The sequence below is a fragment of the uncultured Gimesia sp. genome (genome assembly GCF_963972345.1).
Lineage (GTDB): Bacteria > Planctomycetota > Planctomycetia > Planctomycetales > Planctomycetaceae > Gimesia.
In genome coordinates this window covers 18231-41615 of the sequence record NZ_CAXAVM010000019.1, presented here as the reverse complement: position 1 = coordinate 41615, position 23385 = coordinate 18231, and the positions used below count along the sequence as shown (strand labels likewise).

Below are 23385 nucleotides of genomic sequence, written 5' to 3'. Positions count from 1 at the left end.
ATTAAGGAGTAAGGGATGTCAACTCCCGAAGAAGCGAAGTCAAGCGATTTCATTCGTAACATCATTCAGGAAGATAACCGCACGGGCAAACACCAGGGGCGAGTGATGACCCGCTTTCCCCCGGAACCGAACGGTTATCTGCACATCGGCCATGCCAAGTCGATCTGCCTGAACTTTGGGATCGCCAGTGAAAATCCAGGGGGGCTCTGTAACTTGCGGTTCGATGATACGAACCCTGAGAAAGAGGATGTTGAGTATGTCGACTCGATCAAAGAAGACGTGCGCTGGCTCGGCTTCGACTGGGAAGATCGGGAATATTTTGCCTCCGATTATTTTGATCAGTTATTTGAGCACGCCGTGACGTTGATCAAAAAAGGGAAAGCCTACGCCTGTGATCTGCCGGCAGACAAGATGCGCGAGTACCGGGGAACCGCTACCGAACCGGGAAAACCCAGTCCGGGAAGATCGCGTTCTGTTGAGGAAAACCTGGATCTGTTCGAACGCATGAAGAACGGCGAGTTCAAAGAAGGAGAATTTGTTCTGAGAGCGAAGATTGATCTGGCCTCTCCGAATTTCCACATGCGGGATCCTGTCATCTATCGTGTGCGGCATGTGCATCACCACCGCACCGGGGACAAGTGGTGCATTTATCCCATGTACGATTACACGCATTGTATTTCCGATTCGATTGAAAAGGTCACTCATTCGATTTGTACGCTGGAGTTTGAAGATCACCGTCCACTGTACGACTGGATTCTGGAAGAACTGGAGATCTTTCATCCGCAGCAGATCGAATTCGCACGGCTCAATATGACTTATACCGTGATGAGCAAACGCAAACTGCTGGAACTCGTTAAAGGCGATTATGTGTCCGGCTGGGATGATCCACGTATGCCCACGATTTGTGGTATGCGGAGACGTGGCGTGACTCCCGAGTCGTTGCGGGCGTTCTGTAAAACCATCGGAGTGACCAAGTTCAACTCAATGACCGATAAAGTGGTTCTGGAGAACTGCATTCGCGATCATCTGAACCAGACGGCACCGCGGGTGATGGGTGTCCTGAATCCACTGCGGGTGGTGATCGACAATTACCCGGAAGACACGTCTGAAGAACTCGACGCGATTAATAATCCCAATGACGAATCTGCGGGTAGTCGGAAAGTTCCGTTCTCCAAGGTGATTTACATCGAAAAAGAGGACTTCATGGAAGATCCTCCCAAGAAGTTCTTCCGCTTGTCTCCCGGCAAGGAAGTTCGACTGCGTTATGCTTATTTCGTGACCTGTGTCGATGTGGTGAAAGATGAAAACGGTGAAGTCATTGAACTGCATTGCACATACGATCCGGAAACCAGAGGGGGAGATGCTCCCGATGGTCGCAAAGTCAAAGCAACTCTGCACTGGGTCTCAGAAGCACACGCTCTGGATGCAGAGGTCAGGTTGTACGATCACTTGTTCAGCACACCTGATCCGGAAGATGTCCCAGAAGATGTCGATTACAAAAGCAATCTGAATCCAGAGTCCCTGCAGGTTTTGAGTGGATGCAAACTGGAGCCCAGCCTGAAAGAAGCTGAGCCGGGAAGCCGATTCCAGTTTGAACGATTGGGCTACTTCTGTGTCGATACTCGCGAATCCACTCCTGGAAAACCGGTTTTTAACCGGACGGTAACACTGCGAGATACATGGGCCCGGCTGGAAAAGCAGCAGGAAAATCAGCCGAAAGGTAAATAGACTGTGTCCAGTTTTACTGTAGCGTCTCCAGGCTCTTTTGAACCGAGGATATTAGATCGAGAGACGCTATAGTTGAATATGATGCGATCCAGGACCGCGCAAAAAAAAACACTCGTCGAACTGAGGTTCGACGAGTGAGCCCATGCACTTCAAAGTGCTCATGTTATAACTTTGAGTTATGGTGTTCGCTGTGCTACGGAAATCTCGCTGTTCGCTGTTACCGGAGCTGTCTGTTCGGAACGAGGAACACGGCGGGTCCAGCCACTGGCACGAACGATTGATGGCAGTGGTCGCTCTGTTGTATCAGGCTCATAACCGGCACGACGTGTGGGGGGGAATGTCGGAGCCGTTGATTCCTGAGGAATTTCGTAAGATGAGCGTCGGTAAGACGAATCGTCATCCAGGCTGGATCGACGAGGATCGGAAGCAGGATCACGTTTGTATTGTTCCCCGTTTGCATCAAAGGAATCGTCGTACTTTTTCTTGTTCAGAGCCGATCGTTGACGGACGGGCTGTGGTGCTTCTGCTGAAATATAAGGTTCAGGAGTTGGCAGCAGCGCGGTTGCTGTTCCATCGAATCCACCATTGGAAGGATAGACATAAGCAGTCCGGGTGGTGGGGATGGATCGCATCACGGTGACCGGTTTCATGGCAGTCACAGTGGTTTTGACATAGCGTGTTGAATTAACGGCAACTTTACGTGTTGTGGTGTAAGGCACCATTTTCGCGACGTTGTACGTTACCTGACGGGTCTGCTGTACGGCAACCTGTCGAGTGACCGGCACGTTCTGCGTAACAACGTTAGGTACGTAGTGACGGGTGGTTTTGTACTGTGGTGTGAATGCCATTCGCATGGAGTACCCGGTACGATTCATCCAGCCCATTAAGTTGGCGCGGTTATCGTATTCGCAGGGAGCAACACGGGGAACACACTGACGTTGTGTAACCCAGCGTCCCATGTCCTTCTGTACCTGTTGGCACTCGGTGACATTCTGGTAGGTGGTGCAGGGAACATCGACGGTTCGTGGCTCCATGACCTGGCGATAGGCGGTCACCTGCTGATCGACGTATTTGGTTTCAACGACTGGTTTCATCACAGTCTGCTGGACAGGGCGATACTCGGTGACAGGAACCTGACGATAGGTTGTCTGGGTCACTGGAATCGGACACTGAACCACAGGTTGTGGACAACAGTTCTGCACGACCGGCGGTGGTGCACAGGAATTACAGTTGTTAAAGGGCCGCCACTGAGCCTGGGCAGTACCTGCAGCCAATGAAAAACATGTAATCCCCACTACGGGAATTGAACGAATGACGCTTTTTAACATGAGCATGTCCTACAAAGAGAGTCTTTGAGAGGGGGTATTTGATGGAGTAAATGTGAAGTGTGCAATCACTGACAGCTAAGGCTGGCCGCCGGAGCATTGCGATGGGGCAGGTTTTTTATGAAATATTGAAATTGGGGTCAAGTGGGATTCAGCAAAATGCCGATACCCCGGCATCCGATTATTGGGTATTAGAATCTAATGTGCTGTTTTCAATAGAGTTAGAGAATTTTTGTCTTTTTATGAGAATGCTTGATCTGCCAGAAATTTGAAGGAGGTTCAGCCTGATTCTCTGAGAATGTTGATCCCGGCGATACCAGATTGCCGATGAAATTTCTGTTACCGGGCACATTACGTACGTCATCGGGGGAGATTCCTCCCCAAAAATTTCAGATAGTTATACGATCAGCGCTGTATTAAAGTTTTGGTTTTAATGGACTTACACCTTTAATACAGATAAGATTCATGTTGCCGGCAATACGGAGATTGCTGTAAAATCACAAGTTCGTAATACGCGAAATGCTCTCATAGACTCGATCCCTTCACTTCTGCCCGGTTGTTTAGATCGAACGAGAGGTCGACTTAAGTAACACACGGAAGTGTTCTGTGGATAATCTCTCCCCCGACAATCAGGAACGATCTTTCCTCAGCGAGACTTTGGCTGCGATGACACAGTTTGTGGTCACGCATTCCAAATTCTGTCTGGCCTTTGCGCTGATCGTCTCGATTGGCTGTGTGCTCCTGACGGTGTTCCGGCTCGAATTCAAAACGGATCGCGCTGATTTAATCGACCCGACGGCGGCCTTTCATAAGAAATGGATCAACTACACGGAGAGCTTTGGCAGTTCGTCTGATCTGGTGTGTGTGGTCGAAGCGGATTCTCCCGAATCGATCAAATATGTCTTACGAACCCTGGGACACCGGATTGAAAAACATCCGGAGCTGTTCGAAAATCCGTTGTACCAGATTAACCCGGGTGATTTACCCTCTAAAGGGCTGCAATATTTAACGCCTCGTCAGTTGCAGGTCGGTCTGAATCGGCTCGATGAATATGGGCCGATCTACCGTAATGGGCGCTGGGATCTGACCCAGGTTGACCTGCTTTACGATCGCCTGCGTTACCAGATTCAGTCACGCTCCGCCAGTTATCGTGGTGAAGACACCGATCAATACCTGGATCCCCTGTTCCAGCATGCTGCCATCCTTTCCAGCAGTATGTCACGTTTTCTGGCGGATCAGAACGATTTCCGGTCTCCCTGGCCTTCGATTGTTCCCGTGAACGAACGCATGCGCGAACGCTCGCGTGAAGTCATCTACCTGCTCAATGAGAGCGGGACGATGGGTTTCCTGAAAGTATTTCCCGTGCACCAGGAAGATGGCTTTGATGGTGCCACTAAAGCCATCGAAAAAATGCGTGGCATTATTGGCGAAGTGGTCGCTGAGAACCCGGAAGCCAAAATCAGCCTGACCGGGATTCCGGTCCTCGAAAATGATGAGATGCGTAAGTCGAAGGCGGATATGATCAATGCTTCGATCATATCCTGCTTTGGAGTGGGCCTGTTACTGTTCATTGGGTTTCGCGGTTTTCGTCATCCACTGCTGACGATGTTGATGCTGGCGGCCGGAATGTCCTGGGCCTTCGGCTACACCACTCTTACCATCGGCCATCTGAATATTCTTTCTGTCTCGTTTGCCGTCATCCTGATCGGTCTGGGTATCGATTTTGGCATTCATTATCTGGCGCGATACGTGGAATTGCGGCATCGGGGGGAAGACCTAGAGCCCGCGCTGTTAAAGACCTCCCGGACGGTAGGTACGGGCATCGTGACTGCAGCGATAACGACAGCACTGGCGTTTTACTGTGCCGGTCTGACCCCCTTTCTGGGGATCGCGGAGCTGGGTTTTATTGGCGGCGGTGGAATCCTGCTGTGTGCACTGGCTACGTTCGTTGTGCTTCCGGCATTGATTTCCCGGGCTGACAAGGGCGTAGAAGTCAAACAGATGCCGACCCCCTTTCAGGGGAAATGGCTGCAGAAGATGATCGTCCGGTTTCCACGATCCGTTGCGATTGCCTCTCTGGCGATCGTCGGTTTCTGTGCCAGTCAGATGGTGCACAAGACGGATGACGGCTGGAGTTCCAAAGTGGTCTACGATTACAACCTGCTGAATCTGCAGGCCTCCGGACTGGAATCAGTAGAAATTCAGAAACGCATCTTTAATGATGCCCAGAATTCTCTGTTATTCGCGGTCTCTGTCGCTGACAGCCCGGAAGAGGCGCGAGAGTTACGTAAGAAATTTGAAGCCCTGCCTTCAGTACATCATGTTGATGAACTGGCCTCACGGGTTCCCGCTCATTCTTCAGAGGAAACCAATCTGCTCGTGCAGTCCTTTCGGGCTCAGTTAACGCATTTACCGAGCGACGTCCCGCAGGTGAATCGTCTGAATCCTTCCACAATCGGGCGCAAGCTGGAACAGTTTTATGTTCTGTTATCCCGCTACAACCATCCGACAGCCCAGGCGACGGCCCGGATGCTCGATCAGTTTCTCAACCGTTTTGAATCAATGACTCTGACGCAGCAGTCACGATTCCTGGACGAATTCCAGTATCGCACGACGGCCTCACTGCTGGGACAGTTCCAGGCTTTGCGGGGCGCTTCGGATTCGACTCCCGTCCGTTTTTCCGATCTTCCCCGTTCTTTGACTTCACGCTTTGTCAGTGCAGAGGGCAAATGGTTGATTCAGGTCTACCCCCGCAATCATATCTGGGAAATCGAACCGCTGGAAGAATTTGTGAAAGAGGTTCGTTCGGTTGACCCGGATGTGACAGGGACGCCTTTACAGAATTACGAAGCAGCGCAGCAGATCAAGTCGAGTTACAAGACCGCCTCCATATATGCTTTAGCCGTGATCTGTATTGTCTTGTTGATCGATTACTTAAGCCGCAGTCATGCGGTATTAGGGCTGGTGCCGGCAATCATTCTGGCGGTCTGTACCTGGTTTATTCTGTTTAACCGTGGTACACCGATCAGCGTCGAAGCAGCAATTGGCATGTTTCTTGTCATGAGTATTGGCGTATCCTTTGTTTTAGATCGAAGCAGTGTCTGCCACGCATTACTTACCATGTTGCCACCGATTGTCGGGGGGATTGTCATGTTTGGAATTCTGGCAATGACCTCGATTGATCTGAATCCTGCGAACCTGATCGTACTGCCTCTGATCTTAGGGATTGGCGTGGATGACGGGGTGCACGTAGTGCATGACTTCCGGATGAAAAAGGGGCCGTATAAAACTTCGCCCAGCACAATCAATGCGATTGTGATGACATCCCTGACGTCCATGATCGGCTTTGGCAGCATGATGGTCGCCACGCATCGCGGGCTCTACAGTGTAGGACTGGTTCTGGTAATTGGGGTTGCCTGTTGCCTGTTTGTTTCACTGGTGACTTTACCGGCACTGTTGACCTGGATCTCCAATCGCCAGGAAGCTACCGATACCGTCAGCATGGATGACGATGAAGATTCCCAGCGGAATCGCAAGAAGAAGCGACAAAATCAGGAGCGAATGGAAGCTGCTGCCTGATGTTGCTCACATTATCCAGCCGCCGCCCAGGACGCGGTCGTCATCATACAGTACAACAGCCTGACCGGGGGCCACGCCGTATTCTGGATTATCAAACGTGACACGGAAGCGATCTTCATCGAGTATTTCGACCAGACAATCTGCTTCCTTATGCTGATATCGTATCTGGGCCTGGCAGCGAATTTCTGAGCCAGGATCATCAATCAACCAGTTGCAGCGATTGGCTTCCAGAGAGTTGCGCGCCAGATCGTCCCGGGTTCCAATCACCACGCGATTTGTTTCCGGTTCGATTTTGATTACAAAGCGGGGCGTACCAAAGGCCACACCCAGACGCTTGCGCTGGCCGATCGTGTAATTTTCATAGCCGGTATGATGTCCTACAACATTGCCGCTGGTATCGACCATTTCACCCGCGGTTTCCTGCGGACCACGATAGCGATTCAGAAATCCAAAATAGTCGTTATCGGGAATGAAACAGATTTCCTGGCTGTCCGGTTTATTGGCGGTTCGCAGACCGGCTTCCCCTGCCATCTCACGGATTTCCGGTTTGACGAAGCCACCCACGGGAAAGATGATTTTATCCAGCAATCCCCGATTGATACCAAACAGGACATAGGACTGATCCTTGGATCGATCCAGCCCGCGAATCAGGGCTGGCTGGGATTCATCTGGCAGGGATGTGAGCTGGGCATAGTGGCCCGTCGAAATATAGGACGCGCCTACCTGTTCTGCAAATTCCCAAAGCTTGCCGAATTTGAGCCAGTTGTTGCACATAACGCACGGATTCGGCGTACGGCCTGCCAGGTATTCATCGGCGAAGTAATCTTTGATGCGTCCAAAAGCGTCCTGGAAGTTCAAGGCATGAAAGGGAATATCCAGCATGTCAGCCACACGGCGGGCATCGGCGGCATCACTGGCCGAGCAGCAACCCTGTTTATGCGATTTGATATTGAGTACGGGTAAACTGTGTTTGTCTTCAATCGCGCAGGACGTTTCTTCTGTGGCGCCGGACCGCATGAACAGTCCGATGACTTCATAACCCTGTTCCAGTAATAAATGAGCGGCTGCGGAACTGTCCACACCACCACTCATCGCGAGGACAACACGCTGAGACATATCAAAATAACTCGATGTAAAGTACGGTAAATGTCAGAAAACTCAGTACCTATTATAGACGCACTTCGGAATGATCACAGTTAAGCAGGCCGCTGAATGCTGCGAATTCAAATGAAATCGGCCGAGATCGGCTCGCTTGAGGCTCTAATTGGCTTCCAGATCAAGATGCTGTGCCTCGGGAATCTGACGCTGGATTTCTGCTTCAATTTTATCAATCTCTTCCGCCAGCATGTTCAGAACATCTTCTGTATAGTTCTGACAAAACAATTCGAAATCCTGTTCGCTCTTGATTTCCGGGTAAGCAGCCAGAGCTTTTTTCTTCAGGCGCTTGGACAGTTCACTGGAATTAAAACTGAGATCTGCTTTGATACGATAATTATCAATCGAAAGAATGCGTGAGCGGAGATCGATGACATCTTCAACGAGTGGATTGTTTTTCAGGATGCGGACTACCTGTTCGCGAGCCTGGGGAGGAATACTGGGCCCGACCAGCAGTTCCTGATTGCGAATGATTAACCAGACTGCGATGCCCCCCAACAGCAAGCCAATACCGATGGACCCGATGGCATCCCAGTAATGATGCCCGGTCATCTGGGTCAACAGGATGGCAATCAAAGCGATGACGACACCCACGCAGGCGGCACCATCTTCCAGAATCACAGCGACGGCAGCCGGGTCGGCTTCCCTGCGGAGATATTGATGGAACGGTCGACCTGCGCGTGCTGCGTTTTTCCATTCCCCTTTGATTGCCAGGAAAAAGACGATGCCATCAATGACCAGCGCGAACAGCAGGGCCGCGATGGCCCATTTCATTTCTCCCAGGACCAGTTCCGGCGGATGGAACAGGGACTGTACGCCATGATACAGGGTCACGCCACAACCCAGAAAGAAAATACCGACTGCTGAGATGAGAGCCCAGACATACCGCTCACCGGCATAGCCGTATTCAAACCGTTTATCAGGTGCCTGGTCAGCGCGGACCAGGCCAATCAGCAACAGTACCTGATTGAGAAAGTCAGCCACCGAGTGAATGGTTTCGGACAACATGGCGCCAGAACCGGTAATCAGAAATGTCGCTCCCTTTACGATCGTGATGATGGCATTTCCGATCAGGGCAGCAATCACTGCGAACCGGGAATTGCTTTGCGCCATTTTATGCTGCTCCATTTCTGAATGATGGTCGAGTCTGAATTAAGCCATAAATTAACAGAATCGAGGAGCAACTTCTAGCACGCTTTACATTTAACCATAGTGTCTTTCAATCGATTATAGCCGGTTCGGAAGGCCCTGGAGACGCTACAGTAAAACTGGACACAGTCTATTGGGTATGAAAAAAGGCCCTTTAAGCAGGTACTCAAAGGGCCTTTGAAAAAGTAACATTTTTATTTATTTGGCAGTACTGGCCTGGGCATTATTGAATTGCTTGGAGAATTCAATTTCGGCCTGCCAGCGTTTGGCTTCATTTTGAGCAGCTGCCAGTGCTGCAGCAGCAGCATTGGCGGCATTTTGTGAAGCTGTTGCCTTATCGGTCGCTGGTTTCAGTGTCTTCTGAAGTTCTGCGACTTTGGCTTTGGCCGCATTGAGTGCATCGGTAGTCTGCTTGATCTGAGGCGTGTATTGGGCAATCTTCTGCTGATTGTCTTTGACGGCGGCCTGATGGGCTGCCAGGGTTTTCTGCTCTGCGGCTTTCGCGGCTTCGCGTTTATCAACGGCAGCTTTCAGTTTGGCAGCGGCTTCTGCCAGCTCAGTATCGCCTGCAACCTGCTTACTGACGGCATCTGCTTTCGCGTGGGCTTCTTTGATCGCAGCGAGTGGAGTTTCAATCGCTTTGATCTGGTTTGTAGAACCGGTTTCCCCTGCCTGTGCAGCGGCCAGTGCTTTCTGGGCAGTCGCCAGATTTGCATTCAGACCATTCAAACTATTCTGCAGATCAGTCTGCTGTTTCTGTGTTGCTGCGATATCAGCGTTGATTTTCGCGACCGCTGCCTGATCTGCCTGGGCTGCAGCCAGTAATTTCTGATGATTCGCCTGGCTGGTCTGTACGCCGGCAGTCGCCGCAGTCAGGCGTTCTGCCAGTGGTACGGGATTCGCGGAGAGCTCACCGACTTCTTTTCCGTCGGCGGCATTCCAGACTTTCACTTTGCCGGTCCAGTCGCTGGCAATCACACGATTGGTTTCATCACAGATCGAGACACTGACTGCAATATCTCCAAATGCGGGAGCTGCAATCAACTGTTTACCTGCCTGATCCCAGACCTTGGTGATCCGATCACGACCACAGGTGACAAGGCGGCCATCGCGTGCAAATTCGACGCTGGATGTCCCGCCGCCATGGGCATTCCAGGATTTGATGTTGTTCCCGTTCTGGACTTCCCAGAGTTTCACTGACTGGTCTTCGCTGCTGGTTGCTACCAGATTGGAATCGCTGCGCCAGGTAATCCCCGTGATACCACTTTTGTGGCCTTTCAGCGTCAGGTATTCATTTCCTGAAGCGGCTTCCCAGACAAAAGCACCACCATTCCGATCCCCGGAACAAAGCAAAACGGAATCGGGACTGAAAGACAGGGCAGTCATCCAGTCGGTGTGTTTACGAATTTCATAAGCGAGTTCGCCGTTACTGGTCGAATAGACGCGGATTACTTTACTGGGACTGCCCAATGCAATGAATCGCTGGTCGGAACTGATATCGGCACACAGAACTGTATCCAGTTCGTCACCGACTTCGAACAATCGTTTGCCGGTTTTTACATCCCAGACCACAACGCGTCCGCTGGCAGCAGCATGGCCACCACCGGCCAACAGCAGGCTGCCGTTACGGCTGAATTTCAGAACATGCGGGACACCTTCCGGAAAGGGGAGTACCCCCAGTAGTTCCAGGGTCTTTGTATTGTAGAGAAGTACCTGTTTCTGGCCGGCGACAGCAGCCAGAGGCGACCAGGGATTGGTTGCCAGGGCGGTAACTGTTGTGGAGAGACTGGTATGGACGATGGGTTCCAGGCTCAAGCGGGGAGGCATCGGCGGTGGTCCCTCCGGTTTACCGGTAGAGGCCCCTTTCAGAGAAAAATCGAATTTCGGTTTTTTGATGGTGACTTTACTGCCGGCATTCTCAGGTGCACCACCGCTGATCCACTCCTGGATGAGGGCAAGTTCATTGGCAGGCAGCTTGTCTGATTTCGGTGGCATGAAAGGTTCTGATTCATGCGTGACCAGCATATACAGGTAACTGCCTTCCGCATCACCGGGTGACACAGATTCCCCTGCAGCGCCGCCCTGCATCAAACCTGTGTAGTTCGTCAGATCCAGGCCAGAAGCTTTTTTATCTGTATTGTGGCAGGCAAAACATTTGGCACGAAAGATCGGTTTGATGTGTTCATCGTACGTGATCTTCGGTTTCTTTTTGTCATCCTCTTTTTTCTCTTCCGCAACAACGGGAGTCGAAAACAGAGCGATCGAAACCATGCCGACAGCAAGCAGTGTGCCTCTGGTAAGCTTTTGCCAATCAGTAGAAATTAAATATTTCATTATCGTAACCATATCATGTCGGGAGACCGCCGCAGCAGACTCCGGTGTTAGTACAATCGATTAAATATTAGTGATTGAAGATGAATTCGCGGGAGTTCAACAGAGACCAGAACACGTCGTTCAAAGTATTGGTTTCGTCCTTCTTATTTTCATCCAGCACTTGGACGAGCGAGGAATATTCTTTATCCGTCGGTTTTCGACTCAGGCAGGTGATATACATCTCATCGATGATTTCCAGTGGTTTCTTACCTGCCTTCAGTCGTGATTCCACAAATTTACCCTGGACGATTTTCTGGTTGACGGTATCACCATTCAACAGGTGCAGGGCCTGTGACAGGCTGGGTTCCATGCGGACTTCGCAGGAGCAGACCGTGTCGCGTTTTGCGCGACCGAAGGTCGTCAGGAAGTAGTTGGAAGTATTCCCGTCAGCGATCTGAACAGCACGTGCCCCCAGTGGCAATCCGCGGAATTTATTGGGAGCACTGGTGACCTGTGAGATACAGTCCAGCAGAATCTCCGCCCGCAGACGACGAGGTTGTGCATGTGAGAAGTTGGTCAGATCACGCTCATTCGAAGGATTCGTCTGTGTTGACAGCTGATAAGTCCGCGAGGTGCAGATATCGCGGACCAGCTTTTTGAAGTCATAATTGTATTCCGTAAACCGTTTTGCGAGTTCATCCAGCAGTTCCGGATTGACCGGTGGATTACTGACTCGAACGTCATCCACCTCATTGATAATTCCCTTGCCGAAGAAGTGCGCCCAGACAATGTTACTGAGGTTCGTTGCAAAGTAAGGATTCTCATCAGAGGCCAGCCAGTTGGACAGCACGACGCGGCGGTCTTTGCCTTTAGTATCTGGTCGAACACCACCCAGGAACTTGGGCTGCATCACCCGGTTATCCACTGCGTGACGGACTTCACCACTGCCACGGTTGTAGATGATAGATTCACGCGGGTCTTCACTCCCTTTGCGACCAATCTGTGAAAAGAAGGCAGCAAAGCTGTAATAATCATCCATCGTCCAGCGGTCAAAGGGATGGTTATGGCATTGGGCACACTGAATCCGCATGCCCATAAAGACCTGGGCCACGTTTTCAGATACTTTGAGGGTGTCCCGTTCGTTTTCATAATAGTTGGTTGCCGCGTTGGCAAAGGTACCGCCGGTCGAACCCAGCAGTTCCTGAACCATCTTGTCGATCGGCACGTTGGTCGCGATGCGTTCCTGCAGCCAGTTATAATACAGCAGGGCTGATTTATAGCTGATTTGATTGTTGACAGTCCGGATCTGCAGTAACTCGGACCATTTCATCACCCACATTTCCACAAATTCTTTGCGGTTGAGCAACTGATCCACCAGTTTATCCCGTTTTTTTGGGTCTTTATCGGCGACGAAGGCATTGAACTCTTCAATTGTGGGCATGACACCACAGATATCCAGGCTGGCACGACGCAGGAATTCTGCATCGGAGCAGACCTCGGAAGGAACAACACGTAACTTCTTGAGCTTGTTATGGATTAAAGTATCTACATAGTTGTATTCTGGGACGCTGGGCCATTCGAAATCCAGGCCTTTGGGAAGTACCACAAAATGGGATCCCACGGTGTGAGTATCGAAGCGGGCCATGATGAAGGCTTCACCACGATTGTTTGCGGTGATGAGGCCGTCTTTGGTAATTGTGGCCGAGTTATCGTTGTTGGATGAGAAAAATGCCAGCGAGGTCACATCGCGGGTGGTTCCATCCGAGTAGTATGCCAGGACAGAAACCTGCTGTGTCGTATCTTTACCATCCAGGACGCCACCTTCAGGATAGATTTCCACTTTTGTGACGGTGGGAATTTCGCCGGCATCATAGGGAGCGCCTGCCTGCAGCCAGCGAAGTGTTGCGTTATAGTGCTCGGAATCTTTTTCATACAGTTTTCCACCCGTATGGGGGACTGCACCGGTTGCTTTTTCGAGTAACAGGCTTTCGTGAGGCAGACTCAGATTGATACGACGACCACTTAGTTCCCGCGTCAGGCGGTCGTAGTCACCTTTCGGATCAAAGCCGAATAGTGAGAGACGAAAACCGTCTTTACCACGGGCAGCACCGTGACAACTACCGGTGTTACAGCCGGCACGCATGAACGTCGGCATCACGTCCAGATTGAAGCTGATCGGACGATCAACTTTACCTTTTACGACTTTGGAATGCAGTTTCACATCAGTTCCGCCAAAGCTGGCGATGACATCGGTTTCCCCGTCATTTTCCGGATAGACCATGTTTTTGTCGAAGCGTACGATTCCAGGCTGGGCCGCTTTTAACTGTAACTGACTGGTCACATCCTGGGTCAAACCGTTATCGAAGACTGCCTGGCCAATCAGCGATTGGCGGTCCCGGCTGGTTGTGAGTTGGATTTCCGTGGGATACACATTCAGCTTGACCATTTTGGGGGCTGGTTTAACAGGTGCCGCCGGCTTGGTTTCCGCTGGCTTGGCGGGGGCTGGTGTTGCAGGCTTCGTCTCAGCTGGTTTTGGCGGAGCGGGTTTTGGCGGAGCGGGTTTGGTTTCTGCGGGTTTGGTTTCCGCAGGCTTCGGGGCAGGCATCGGTGCTGCAACCGGTTTTGTCTCGGCTGGTTTGGCTTCAGCAGGTTTAGTTTCAGCAGGTTTGGTTTCAGCCGGTTTTTCTGGAGCCGGCTTGGCTGGTTCGGGTTTAGCCGGCGTTTTCTCATCTGCTGCAGAGAGAGAGAGTCCGCTGGCAAAGATAACCAGAGAGAGAAGACTGCCTGTTAATAGTCGATGACGCCACATAATTGAAAACCTTTATTCGTCAACAAAATCCCGTTGATGAAGGTAATAATAAACAGAGAAAGTAGTTTGAAACTGCGCGATTTCCATCCAGTTTGATTTATTAGTTAGAGCCAGATTCGAGTCGCTTCTGTGCTTCCAGTCTGAGTTGTTCCAGTCTGGTCAGCCGTTTGGGAGCTTCTTTTTTTGGCTCTTCTTTTTTGGCAACCGTATCAGGCTTGGCCGGCTCATCTTTCTTGGGAGGGGCCGGTTTATCAATTCGTAATTCGGTGCTGCCGGTCGTATGCACCACGGTTTCCCCGTTGATCGGGATCTCTACCTGACAGAACAGGCTCTTGTGTCGTCCCTGTGGAGAAGCCGGATCGGTTTTGACTTTGAAGATCAACTCTTTGCTCTCTTTATTGAAAGTAATATCTTCGGTCGTCACTTTTGGAGGCAGACCGACCAGTTTGATCTTGGCATCCCCTTCAAAGGGGTTCTTCATATTCACTTTGCAGATAATCTCTGTGTCTTGTCCCTGTTCCACGGCAGTTCGTGCCAGATCGAGGTCGACAAAAGAATCAGTCACTTCCAAGGGAGCCAACTGAGATGAAACCCAGGCGTTGCCTCCCACGTTGGCAGAACCGATGACAAAGATCTTCCATTTTTTCATTTCCGCATTGCCATTGGCATTGATCGGGTAGAAGACTTCGTTCTGTCCCTTGGGAATCGTGACCCGACTGGAAGCACCAACTCCTGGTGGACGGAAGGGGAACTGCAGAGTAATGGGTTCGTCAAAACCTTCTTTGCGGGTTGCTACGACTTTCAGCTGCATGGAGCCGTTTCGAGTCAGCGGTGCTTTGGGCTCGACGATATCCAGTTTAAAGGGGAGCTCTTCCACCACTGCGACAGGAATTTGCGCCACATCTTTCATCCACAGCAGCTGGTTGTTACGCACACGCACCAGATCAGCCCGGTTTGTGAACACTCCGGAAATATTCTGTTTGGGATCAACATGACGTCCCGTCAGTTCGATCAGTTCACCTTCGATGGGGGCATCGGCGGCGGCTTCGAAGACAACGGGCATTGTGGTCAGGTTCGCAGCCATTGGCTCAGCAACCACGCTGGCTCCCTTGGGGAAGTTCGATGTATCGAGGGCAATCTCGCCCCCAAAATTCGTGCGCTGGGCACTGATAACGGCTGCAAAACGATTGCCGCGTGCCACCACAATAGTCTGCCGTTCCTGCGAATAGCGGGCATTGCGGGGAATCCCGAGTTCCAGGGCCGGTGAGACGGGCAGCATTTCAATGCGGTAGACAAAATCTTCCCCTCCACGCGAGAGGTGATCTGTGATGGAGATAAAGTACTCCCCATCAGCGGGGAACTTGTAGCGGAAGTAGCTGTCCGGTCCGCGGGAATCATCATTGCCGCCAAGACGCTGTGATTTTTCATTGTACAGGTTCACGACGGGATCCAGCGGCGAACGAATGCGACGTGCATAGCATTCAATTTCCAGGGTCTGGTCTTTTTTCGCCTGGAACTTGAAGAAGTCGATGTCGCCTTCTTTTTCAATAATCCCGTTGAATGCATTGGGTAAGGCTGCTGCGGAAGCCGTCTTGAGATCGTTGTTGGGTTCCTGCTCCATCGAGTTACCATGGGGGAACAGACGAAAGACGTTTCCGGAAGGTGCACTGCCACCTGCGTCGGATGCAAAGAGTTCGAATTCGGCATCCGGTTTGTCGGGGAGCTGGAATTCCTGAACCAGATTATCGATGGTATTGCCTTTGAAAGTAACCTGCTGCTTGGTTCCCAGTTGACCCCCGGCTGGATAAACGGCTGTGGGACGTGGATAGGTGCCCACATGCAGTCGGTAGAAGGCAGCGCCGTTGCCGCCATACGAACTGTCACGGACGAGAATCGTATATTTCCCGTCTTCAGGAGCAACGACGGAAATGGCTGCGTCATTTCGCAGCAGGGGCAGGTCGTCTTCAGCTTTCAATTCGAAACGTTTTTCATCCAGAATGGCGATGTACGGATCGAACAAAGTCGTTGCCAGGCGGATCCCTTCAATTTCTGCCGAGATCCTCTGACCTTTTTTAGCGGTAACCACATAGTGGTCCACATCTTCGTTCTGAACGATCCCGGTGACGGTATGATTCAGTTCGATTGCCTGGGGCGTATCGAATTCACTGTTGGGTTCTTTTTCTTCGACTTCAGGAAACTGGCCGACCCAGAATGTTTTGTAGTCAGAGACACCGCTTTTTGTGCGAACCTGGAATGTGTGTTCGCCGAGAGCACAGTCGGGGGCAATTTTGACGACTGCAGTACAGACGTTTGCGTTTTTAGGATCTGCTTTGATGTCCTTGAATTCAAAGCCTTTTTTGTAGGACAGAATTTCGACTGCGTCAGAAAGTCGGGCTCCAATGAAAGTCAGACTGACTTCGGTTCCCCGTTGCCCGCCTCGTGGACGAACATAGTTCAGACCCGGGTCAGCAGCCTCTGCTGGAGCAGCCAGCAGTAAGCCCAGTGCGATAGTCAATATTCCGGTGCAAACAGACTTGTACTTCTGCAGCATCACGGTTCCCCCCTTGGAATGTTGATGTTCGAGAATCAGTTTTATTTCCGTCTGAATAAGAATGTCAGCACGGGAACAGGTGCCCCCATGCTAACGGTTCTTATTCAATTCAATATCGATTTGCCTGATGGGCTTTAAACCAGCAGGTCTTTGACGACCTTACCGCCATCGACGATTTCAATCGGACGATCGCCGGGAGCCATCAGTTCTTTATCAGCAACAATACCCATGCAGTGATAAATGGTGGTTGCCCAGTCCATTACAGACAGCGGGTTATCTTCGGGTTCACTGGCGATGGCATCCGATGAACCGTAGACGTTTCCGCCTTTGATTCCACCACCGGCCATCACAACACTGAAAACTTTCGGCCAGTGGTCGCGGCCGGCAGTTCCGTTGATTTTGGGAGTACGTCCGAATTCACTACAGACGCAAACCAGGGTGCTGTCGAGCAATCCACGGTCATAGAGGTCTGTAATTAACGTTGAAAAGGCCTGGTCGAAGGAAGGAAGGTTCCGTTCGATCCCGGTCTGAATCCGGTCATGCATGTCCCAGCCTCCATAAGTCATGGTAACGAAACGTGCACCCGCTTCTACCAGACGACGGGACAGCAGCATGCGGGCACCTGCCTGATTGCGTCCGTAAGCGTCTCTGACCTTGGCATCTTCCTTGTCCAGGTCAAAGGCTTCCTGTGATGCTTTGGAAGAGACCATATCATAGGCCTGTTTGTAGAAGGTATCGACGGCGTCCAGTGAATCCGCTTTTTCCTTTGAAACGAAGTGCTCGTTGACGGCACTCAGCAGAGAGCGTCGTCGTGTAAACCGGTTGGTATCAACGCCGCCAGGCAGGTTCAGGTCACGAACCTTGAATCCGTTGGAAGCCGGGTCTGCACCGACACTGAAGGGAGCGTAGGAAGAACTCAGATAGCCGGTCCCTGCAAACTCGTTGGGTTGATTGGGGATACAGACATATTGTGGCATGCTGTTTTTAGGCGCAAATTCATGAGTTACAACACTTCCCATACTGGGGAACTGTAAAGCAGGGCTGGGACGATAGCCGGTGAACATGTTATGTGTTCCCCGTTCGTGAGCCGCTTCGCCGTGAGACATGGATCGGCACACGGTCAGTTTGTCCATGATCTGGGCCGTTTTCGCCAGCTTTTCATTGAAGCGTACACCAGCCACATTCGTGTCGATCGAACCCATCGGACCACGGTACTCGACCGGAGCATATGGTTTCGGGTCGAAGGTTTCCTGATGGGCGGCCCCACCGGGAAGATAAATGAAGATGACTGACTTCGCAGTACCTTCTTTGGATTCGTATTTTTTAATTTCTGCCTGCGCACTTTTCATACGGAGGAAATCAGGCAGAGTCAGACCGATTCCACCTGCAAAACCAACATGCAAAAAATCGCGGCGTGATTGTCTCAAGCTCATAGTGAAATCTCCGTTTTCGATTGTGGGGATAGTTTGTGTCCGGGTTTGTGGCTCTCAAGGGCCAGAGGCTTAACACTTGCAGTCAGGTTTGAGCGCTAAATCTTATCGGGTTGGAATATAGCCAGTTTTTCTGGCGGATGGCTCGGTACTTCTCTTATCATATGGCCCGAGTTGTATGTCAGGTGATTCTGGTAATGTTTGTAATACTATCACATTAATCCAGTGGGGGGAGGAATCGTTTTCAAACCACCTGAGGGTATTATGCCAGATTCACGCTCTGAAATTCAAGGACAATTTTGAAATCCAGCAATCCGGACACACCTCGACACCTTATATATCAAACAAAGTTGATGTGAAAATGTCAAGGATTTACTGTCCAGAATCTGTCAAGTCAGGAAAATAGCGAATATTCAACAGCGATGTGATGTTGCTATTTTTCAACAAGCCCGGCTTGCTCTGAAATCCGATACAGCTGATCGGGTTTCAGGTTTTTCAGGGAAGTGGATTTTCCTGAAGGCCAGTTGACGGTTACCAACTCGATTTCCTCATCTTTTCCCAGCCCAAAGGTCACGGGCAACTCGGTTTGCGCCAGATAACTTCGGGTCGGCATCACCATCCGGCTTTGGTTACCGGTCGCCGTCGTGATCTGAATATGTGCTCCCAGCGCATCACGGGGTGAAGCAGCAGAACGGTCTTTTTTCGATGTGTCTTCGCTGACCAGGTGAAAACGCACCCAGTGGTGTCCTGTCTGCTGGTCATTTCGCAACAGGCGTGGTTTGTTACCAGTTGTCATGATGATCAGATCCAGATCGCCGTCGCCATCGATGTCGGCAAACGTGGCGCCGCGTCCTACCAGTGGCTTTACGAAATCCTGTCCTACCCGAGATTCATCCAGGGGGACAAACTCGGTGGCATACTGCGGACCACAGTTCCAGAAGAGTTGAGGCGGCTGTTCGTAATGCTGTCGTGCCTGCACGATATTGATGTCTTCCTCCAGGTGTCCGTTTGCTGAAAACAGATCCAGGCGCCCGTCCAGATCTGCATCAAAGAAGAAGACCCCAAAGGTCAACGCCTGTCGTGTCTGGGGACCCAGTCCGTTTGAAATCGCCTCGTCGATGAACTGCATCTCTTTTCCGGGAGAAGTATACAGGGCTGTCATTTCATTGGCAAAATTTCCAATGGCAATCCCCAGTGTGTCATCGTTCCGGAACGTGGCGATGTCGATCCCCATGGCACCGCGGGCATTTCCATCCATGTCAAAAGCGACTCCGGAGCGTGCCGCGATTTCACTGAATGTTCCATTCTGTTGATTACGGAACAACAGATTCTGCACGGTATCATTGGTAATGAAAATGTCGAGATATCCATCTTCATCAAAATCATAGAAGTTCAGCCCCAGCGATTTCGCCAGGGGGACACCGGTGCCTGGCGAGAAGACTTTGAGTCCTGCCTGTTCGGTCATGTCCTTGAATGTTCCGTTCCCCTGATTCTGATAGAGCAGTGGATTGACGCCGTTAAAGTTCTGGGGACGACCATATGCGCGGATGCCTCCTTTGAGCGTAAAATTCTGTGCGCGATCATAAGCGGGGGTCCAGTCAACATAATTGCAGACGAGCAGGTCGAGGTCGCCGTCCCGATCATAATCGAACCAGCCACAACTGGTGCTCCAGAGATGATCTGGCCCGCCGACTCCCGCCTGCGCGGTCACATCTTTGAATCGGGTTCCTTCATTTTTCAACAGCCGGTTACTGCCCAGTGACGAAATATAGAGATCAATCAGACCATCATTATCATAGTCTCCACAGGCGACACCCATGCCATACAGTGACAGGTTTAGCCCCATGCGCTCTGTGACAACCTGGAATTTTCCCGAACCGTCATTCTGGTACAATGCCAGCGACGAGACGGACTTATTCTGTTCTGCAGCCTGGTTCCATGGCCAGTTCTGAGATCCGATCAGCAGTAAATCCTGGTCGCCATCGTTGTCGTAATCAAAAAATGCAGCACCGCCGCCCATGGTTTCCGGTAACAGTTTTTCACCAGCGGCACCGTTATTGTGAATAAAACGGATGCCGGCCTCTTCCGTGATGTCTGTGAACGGGATCTTGGGGAGTGTGATCTCTTCCACCTTTCGCTCAGCGGGCAGGCTCAGGGGAGTCTCCCTGACGATTTCTTCCGGCTGCTGCATCTGCTTCCAGGCATAGATGCTTCCGCCACAAACGGCAAGGATCAGAAATGCCGAGAAGGAATACCAGAACGCACGTCCGATGGATTCATCATTCTGTTCGGTTTCAATTTCCAGCTCGGGACCCAAATCATCAGGGTTGAAATCTGACATGAATTTCACTTTCAGTTATCTGAATTCAGTCCTCTCTGCAGCAATGCAGCGGGGAGGACTGATAAGTTTATGGTTTGACCGTACGGTTTAATGAATAGATCACAGGTTGCTCTGCTGCATGATTGGCAGCGGGATATTTTTCGCGTGCTTTCCGTTCAGAGAACCCCCGGGCAGTATCATCGACCTTATATTTCTGGTGCAGCTTCCGGTGTTGATCTGACAGATCCGGTTTCTCCAGCTGATCATAAACCAGCGAAAGGCCATAGTGGGCAGTGACATTCTCCGGATCCAGGACCAGCGTTTTCTGGAACTGTTCGACCGCCTGATTGAGCAGTTGATCGCGCTGCTCCCGGTTTTCTTCGGTGCGGAACCGCTTGGCCTGATCAAACAGGTTTTGCCCGAGGTCATTGATGACCACGTAGTCTTTACTGAAATCAAATCCACGGCGGGTACGTTCTTCCGTCTGATCTTCCAGGACACTGCGGAAGTTTTTCTCTGCCTCTTCCAGGTGTCCCTGCTGCTGATTGACTTTGCCGCTCAACCAGGCCAGGGTCCAGGGCGGAGCGGGAGGATCGCTGAATGACGCCGTTCTTTTCAGGGCGTTGACAGCGTCTTCCAGGCGTCCTTCCGTGAAGTACACCCGCGCCAGGTTTAACGAACCATCATAGCGGTTCAGTTGATCAACCTGCTCAAAAGCTTCAGCTGCCTGCCGCAACTCCGCCTTGCCTTTTAGAAACAGGCCGATGCCATAATCGTTCCAGCGCTGCCAGACGGGAATTTCGACCTTCTTGTTTTCCACTTCTGCAGTGACCCCTTCGATCGGAAACGTGATGGTATCCGAGGCAATCGTTGTGATGGGCAGGGTATTCACATAGGGAACGCCTTTTTCCTTCCAGGACAGCTCCTGCCCTTTGGCTTCCAGTGCCGAGGCGACAAACTGCATGTAGTGTGTATCAAATTTTCGATACTGCAGTTTGGCTTCGACTGTTACCGGGGCCGTCAGGTCATCGGGCAGATTCAATTCATAGTGAATGGTCTGTCCGGCTCCAGGTGGCATCTGGTTGTTATAGAGTGCCATGAAAATGTCCTGCGCGTTACGTCGCGAAATCCGATTTCCATCGCGGTCAATCACAAACGCATTTACGAAATGCGACCAGGGATCAACCGTTCCGTCAGCTTCGCGTGAACCGCTGCGTCCAATGATCCGGTCACCACTTCTGACCGTCACGTCCAGCCAGATCTCGTTCGAGTCGGCTGTTCCCTGTGTGAAGTGATGTCCGACCTTCAGAGTGCGGAGTACTGTTTCCAGCAGGTATTTGTTGCCGGGCTTCAGAGTGGGGACTGCCGGTCGCAAGGGCGCGATCAGTTTTCCTTCAATACTGGCCTCTTCACGAATGCCGAAGAAATCCACGCGGAGGTTATCTTTGAGAAATGCCTGATGAACGGCGACTGTTTCCGGATCATTGCGTAACGCGGCGATGCCGGTATTCGCAGCGGGGAACAGGTGATTGTGAACACTGGGTTCCTTCGAATCATAGAAGTGCCGAGCACCGAAGTCGTTCGAAGGCTTGGCAGGCATGTGGCACTTGTTGCAGTTCTCCTGTGCCTGGGGAGGATAGTAAAAACTCCGCGCCCCATGACCGGACACGCCGCTCAACAGAAAGGAATCGTAATGGTTCTGCCCGCGGAGGAACTTATACTGATTCAGTTCTTCGGGCAGATGCACTTTGTGGCAGGTCCCACAGAATTCAGTTGATTTGTGAAGATCTTTCAGGAACGTTTTTTTATGAAATGCCGGCTTGGCTTTCACCAGCTGATTATTGACCCATTGCAGAAACGTATTGTCGCTGTAGGCAAACGGATAGTGGATGGGTTCTTCAATGGTATAGTCACTGTTGCCACGCACGCTGTTGACATGCGTAATGGCATGGCAGGTCGTGCAGGTGATTCCCGCCTGCGAGGTGATGTGGTTGATATCATCAAAGTTGGGATCATCAAAGGCACCGCTGAAGAAGGGGACCGGGTCGTGGCAGCCGGCGCAGAACCGGGAGGCCTGCAGGTTTCCATCCCGTTCAAAGGAGACTTTACGGGTTTCTCTTACAGACGCGAGGTAGGCGGGATTATTAAATGAACTGAAATGATGAACGCTGTTTTTCCAGTCGGCGTGCGTATCGGGATGGCACTTCTGACAGTAGTCATCCATCATCAACGCTTCTGCGGGAATGAAGTCGCCTGTCGAAGTCCGGGAGAGGGAGGGAAAGAAGTATTTCTCGCCTGATTTGGGGCCGACCACATTCCATTTGCGGGGATCGGAAGAATGGAACATCAGCATGCCAACCACCATGGCAGTGATGACACCCAGGTAAGCGAGTCCTCCTTTCCACTTGATCTTGGGGCCGACCAGGCGATGCAGCCAGTACATCCAGAGGGCAAACACCGGCGCTATCACGTGACACCAGTAGGTGACAGATCGCGCGGTGGGATTTTTCATGTCGAATGAACCGATGCGTAATAATAAGATTCCGGAAACCAGTACCAGGCAGGAAATAAAGAAGAGTCCATAACCCACCCGCACGGCACGACGGTTCAGGCGGTTCTTTGTGTTATAAATGTGTACGATGCCAAACATGATAAAGGGAGCCAGTAGCAGCAGGCCCAGAATCAGATGCGCGAGAAACATGTACTGGTAGAACCAGTTTTCCAGAGTCTCACCACTTAACCAGTCATAGACGGTGATGCTGACCAGATAGATTGAATTGGCGCCCAGCAGTGCCACCATGAAGAAGAGTAGATAGAGAACTTTACGTAATTTCGGTCCGATGGCTTTGCGGACGATACGACGTGGCTTTGCTTCCGTCATGGAAGAATCGATGGTAGTCATAACGACAAGAAATCCTGCACTAAATGGCTGTTGCAAAACCTGCCGTTTCTTTCACAACGCTCAGCAGAGCGCAGGCGAATCCAGAATAGGAAATGGATTGCGCAGACAGGTTTCATGAGACAAC

12 protein-coding genes are annotated in these 23385 nt (G+C 51.3%); 3 read left to right on the top strand and 9 right to left on the bottom strand.

Annotated elements, in window-relative coordinates; genetic code table 11:
- The first annotated feature begins 15 nt into the window (after positions 1 to 15).
- On the top strand, positions 16 to 1728 hold the full coding sequence (locus tag AACZ40_RS05240) for a glutamine--tRNA ligase/YqeY domain fusion protein (protein WP_291166209.1): 1713 nt from the start codon (positions 16 to 18) through the stop codon (positions 1726 to 1728).
- A 176-nt stretch (positions 1729 to 1904) separates the two neighbouring features.
- Here AACZ40_RS05240 and AACZ40_RS05235 read toward each other — a convergent pair whose 3' ends face one another.
- Positions 1905 to 3056, bottom strand: coding sequence for a hypothetical protein (locus AACZ40_RS05235; protein ID WP_291166207.1), 1152 nt, complete (start codon positions 3054 to 3056; stop codon positions 1905 to 1907).
- Positions 3057 to 3115: 59 nt separating this feature from the next.
- Here AACZ40_RS05235 and AACZ40_RS05230 point away from each other — a divergent pair, with 59 nt between their 5' ends.
- Together AACZ40_RS05230 and AACZ40_RS05225 are read left to right on the top strand one after the other, a co-directional pair.
- A complete protein-coding gene (locus AACZ40_RS05230) occupies positions 3116 to 3325 on the top strand; it encodes a hypothetical protein (RefSeq protein WP_291166205.1) in 210 nt (69 codons plus the stop codon).
- A gap of 334 nt (positions 3326 to 3659) precedes the next feature.
- Positions 3660 to 6632, top strand: a complete 2973-nt coding sequence (locus tag AACZ40_RS05225; protein ID WP_291166203.1) for an MMPL family transporter — start codon at positions 3660 to 3662, stop codon at positions 6630 to 6632.
- A gap of 6 nt (positions 6633 to 6638) precedes the next feature.
- Here the strand turns inward: AACZ40_RS05225 and mnmA are convergent, their stop codons facing one another.
- From mnmA to AACZ40_RS05185, 8 genes are all read right to left on the bottom strand, one after another.
- A complete protein-coding gene (mnmA, locus tag AACZ40_RS05220) occupies positions 6639 to 7748 on the bottom strand; it encodes a tRNA 2-thiouridine(34) synthase MnmA (RefSeq protein ID WP_291166201.1) in 1110 nt (369 codons plus the stop codon).
- A 144-nt stretch (positions 7749 to 7892) separates the two neighbouring features.
- Positions 7893 to 8900, bottom strand: coding sequence for a cation diffusion facilitator family transporter (locus tag AACZ40_RS05215; RefSeq protein ID WP_291166198.1), 1008 nt, complete (start codon positions 8898 to 8900; stop codon positions 7893 to 7895).
- Between the two features lie 234 nt (positions 8901 to 9134).
- On the bottom strand, positions 9135 to 11270 hold the full coding sequence (locus tag AACZ40_RS05210) for a c-type cytochrome domain-containing protein (RefSeq protein WP_291166195.1): 2136 nt from the start codon (positions 11268 to 11270) through the stop codon (positions 9135 to 9137).
- A gap of 67 nt (positions 11271 to 11337) precedes the next feature.
- The gene (locus AACZ40_RS05205; RefSeq protein ID WP_339673513.1) at positions 11338 to 14058 is read right to left on the bottom strand and encodes a DUF1549 domain-containing protein; all 2721 of its coding nucleotides are present in this window, start codon (positions 14056 to 14058) and stop codon (positions 11338 to 11340) included.
- A gap of 100 nt (positions 14059 to 14158) precedes the next feature.
- Positions 14159 to 16609, bottom strand: a complete 2451-nt coding sequence (locus AACZ40_RS05200) for a PPC domain-containing protein (protein ID WP_339673512.1) — start codon at positions 16607 to 16609, stop codon at positions 14159 to 14161.
- Between the two features lie 134 nt (positions 16610 to 16743).
- The gene (locus AACZ40_RS05195; RefSeq protein WP_291166189.1) at positions 16744 to 18042 is read right to left on the bottom strand and encodes a DUF1501 domain-containing protein; all 1299 of its coding nucleotides are present in this window, start codon (positions 18040 to 18042) and stop codon (positions 16744 to 16746) included.
- A gap of 430 nt (positions 18043 to 18472) precedes the next feature.
- A complete protein-coding gene (locus AACZ40_RS05190) occupies positions 18473 to 20380 on the bottom strand; it encodes a CRTAC1 family protein (protein ID WP_291166187.1) in 1908 nt (635 codons plus the stop codon).
- A 67-nt stretch (positions 20381 to 20447) separates the two neighbouring features.
- Complete coding sequence (locus tag AACZ40_RS05185; protein WP_291166184.1) at positions 20448 to 23261, bottom strand: multiheme c-type cytochrome; 2814 nt, start codon at positions 23259 to 23261, stop codon at positions 20448 to 20450.
- Between the last annotated feature and the right edge of the window lie 124 nt (positions 23262 to 23385).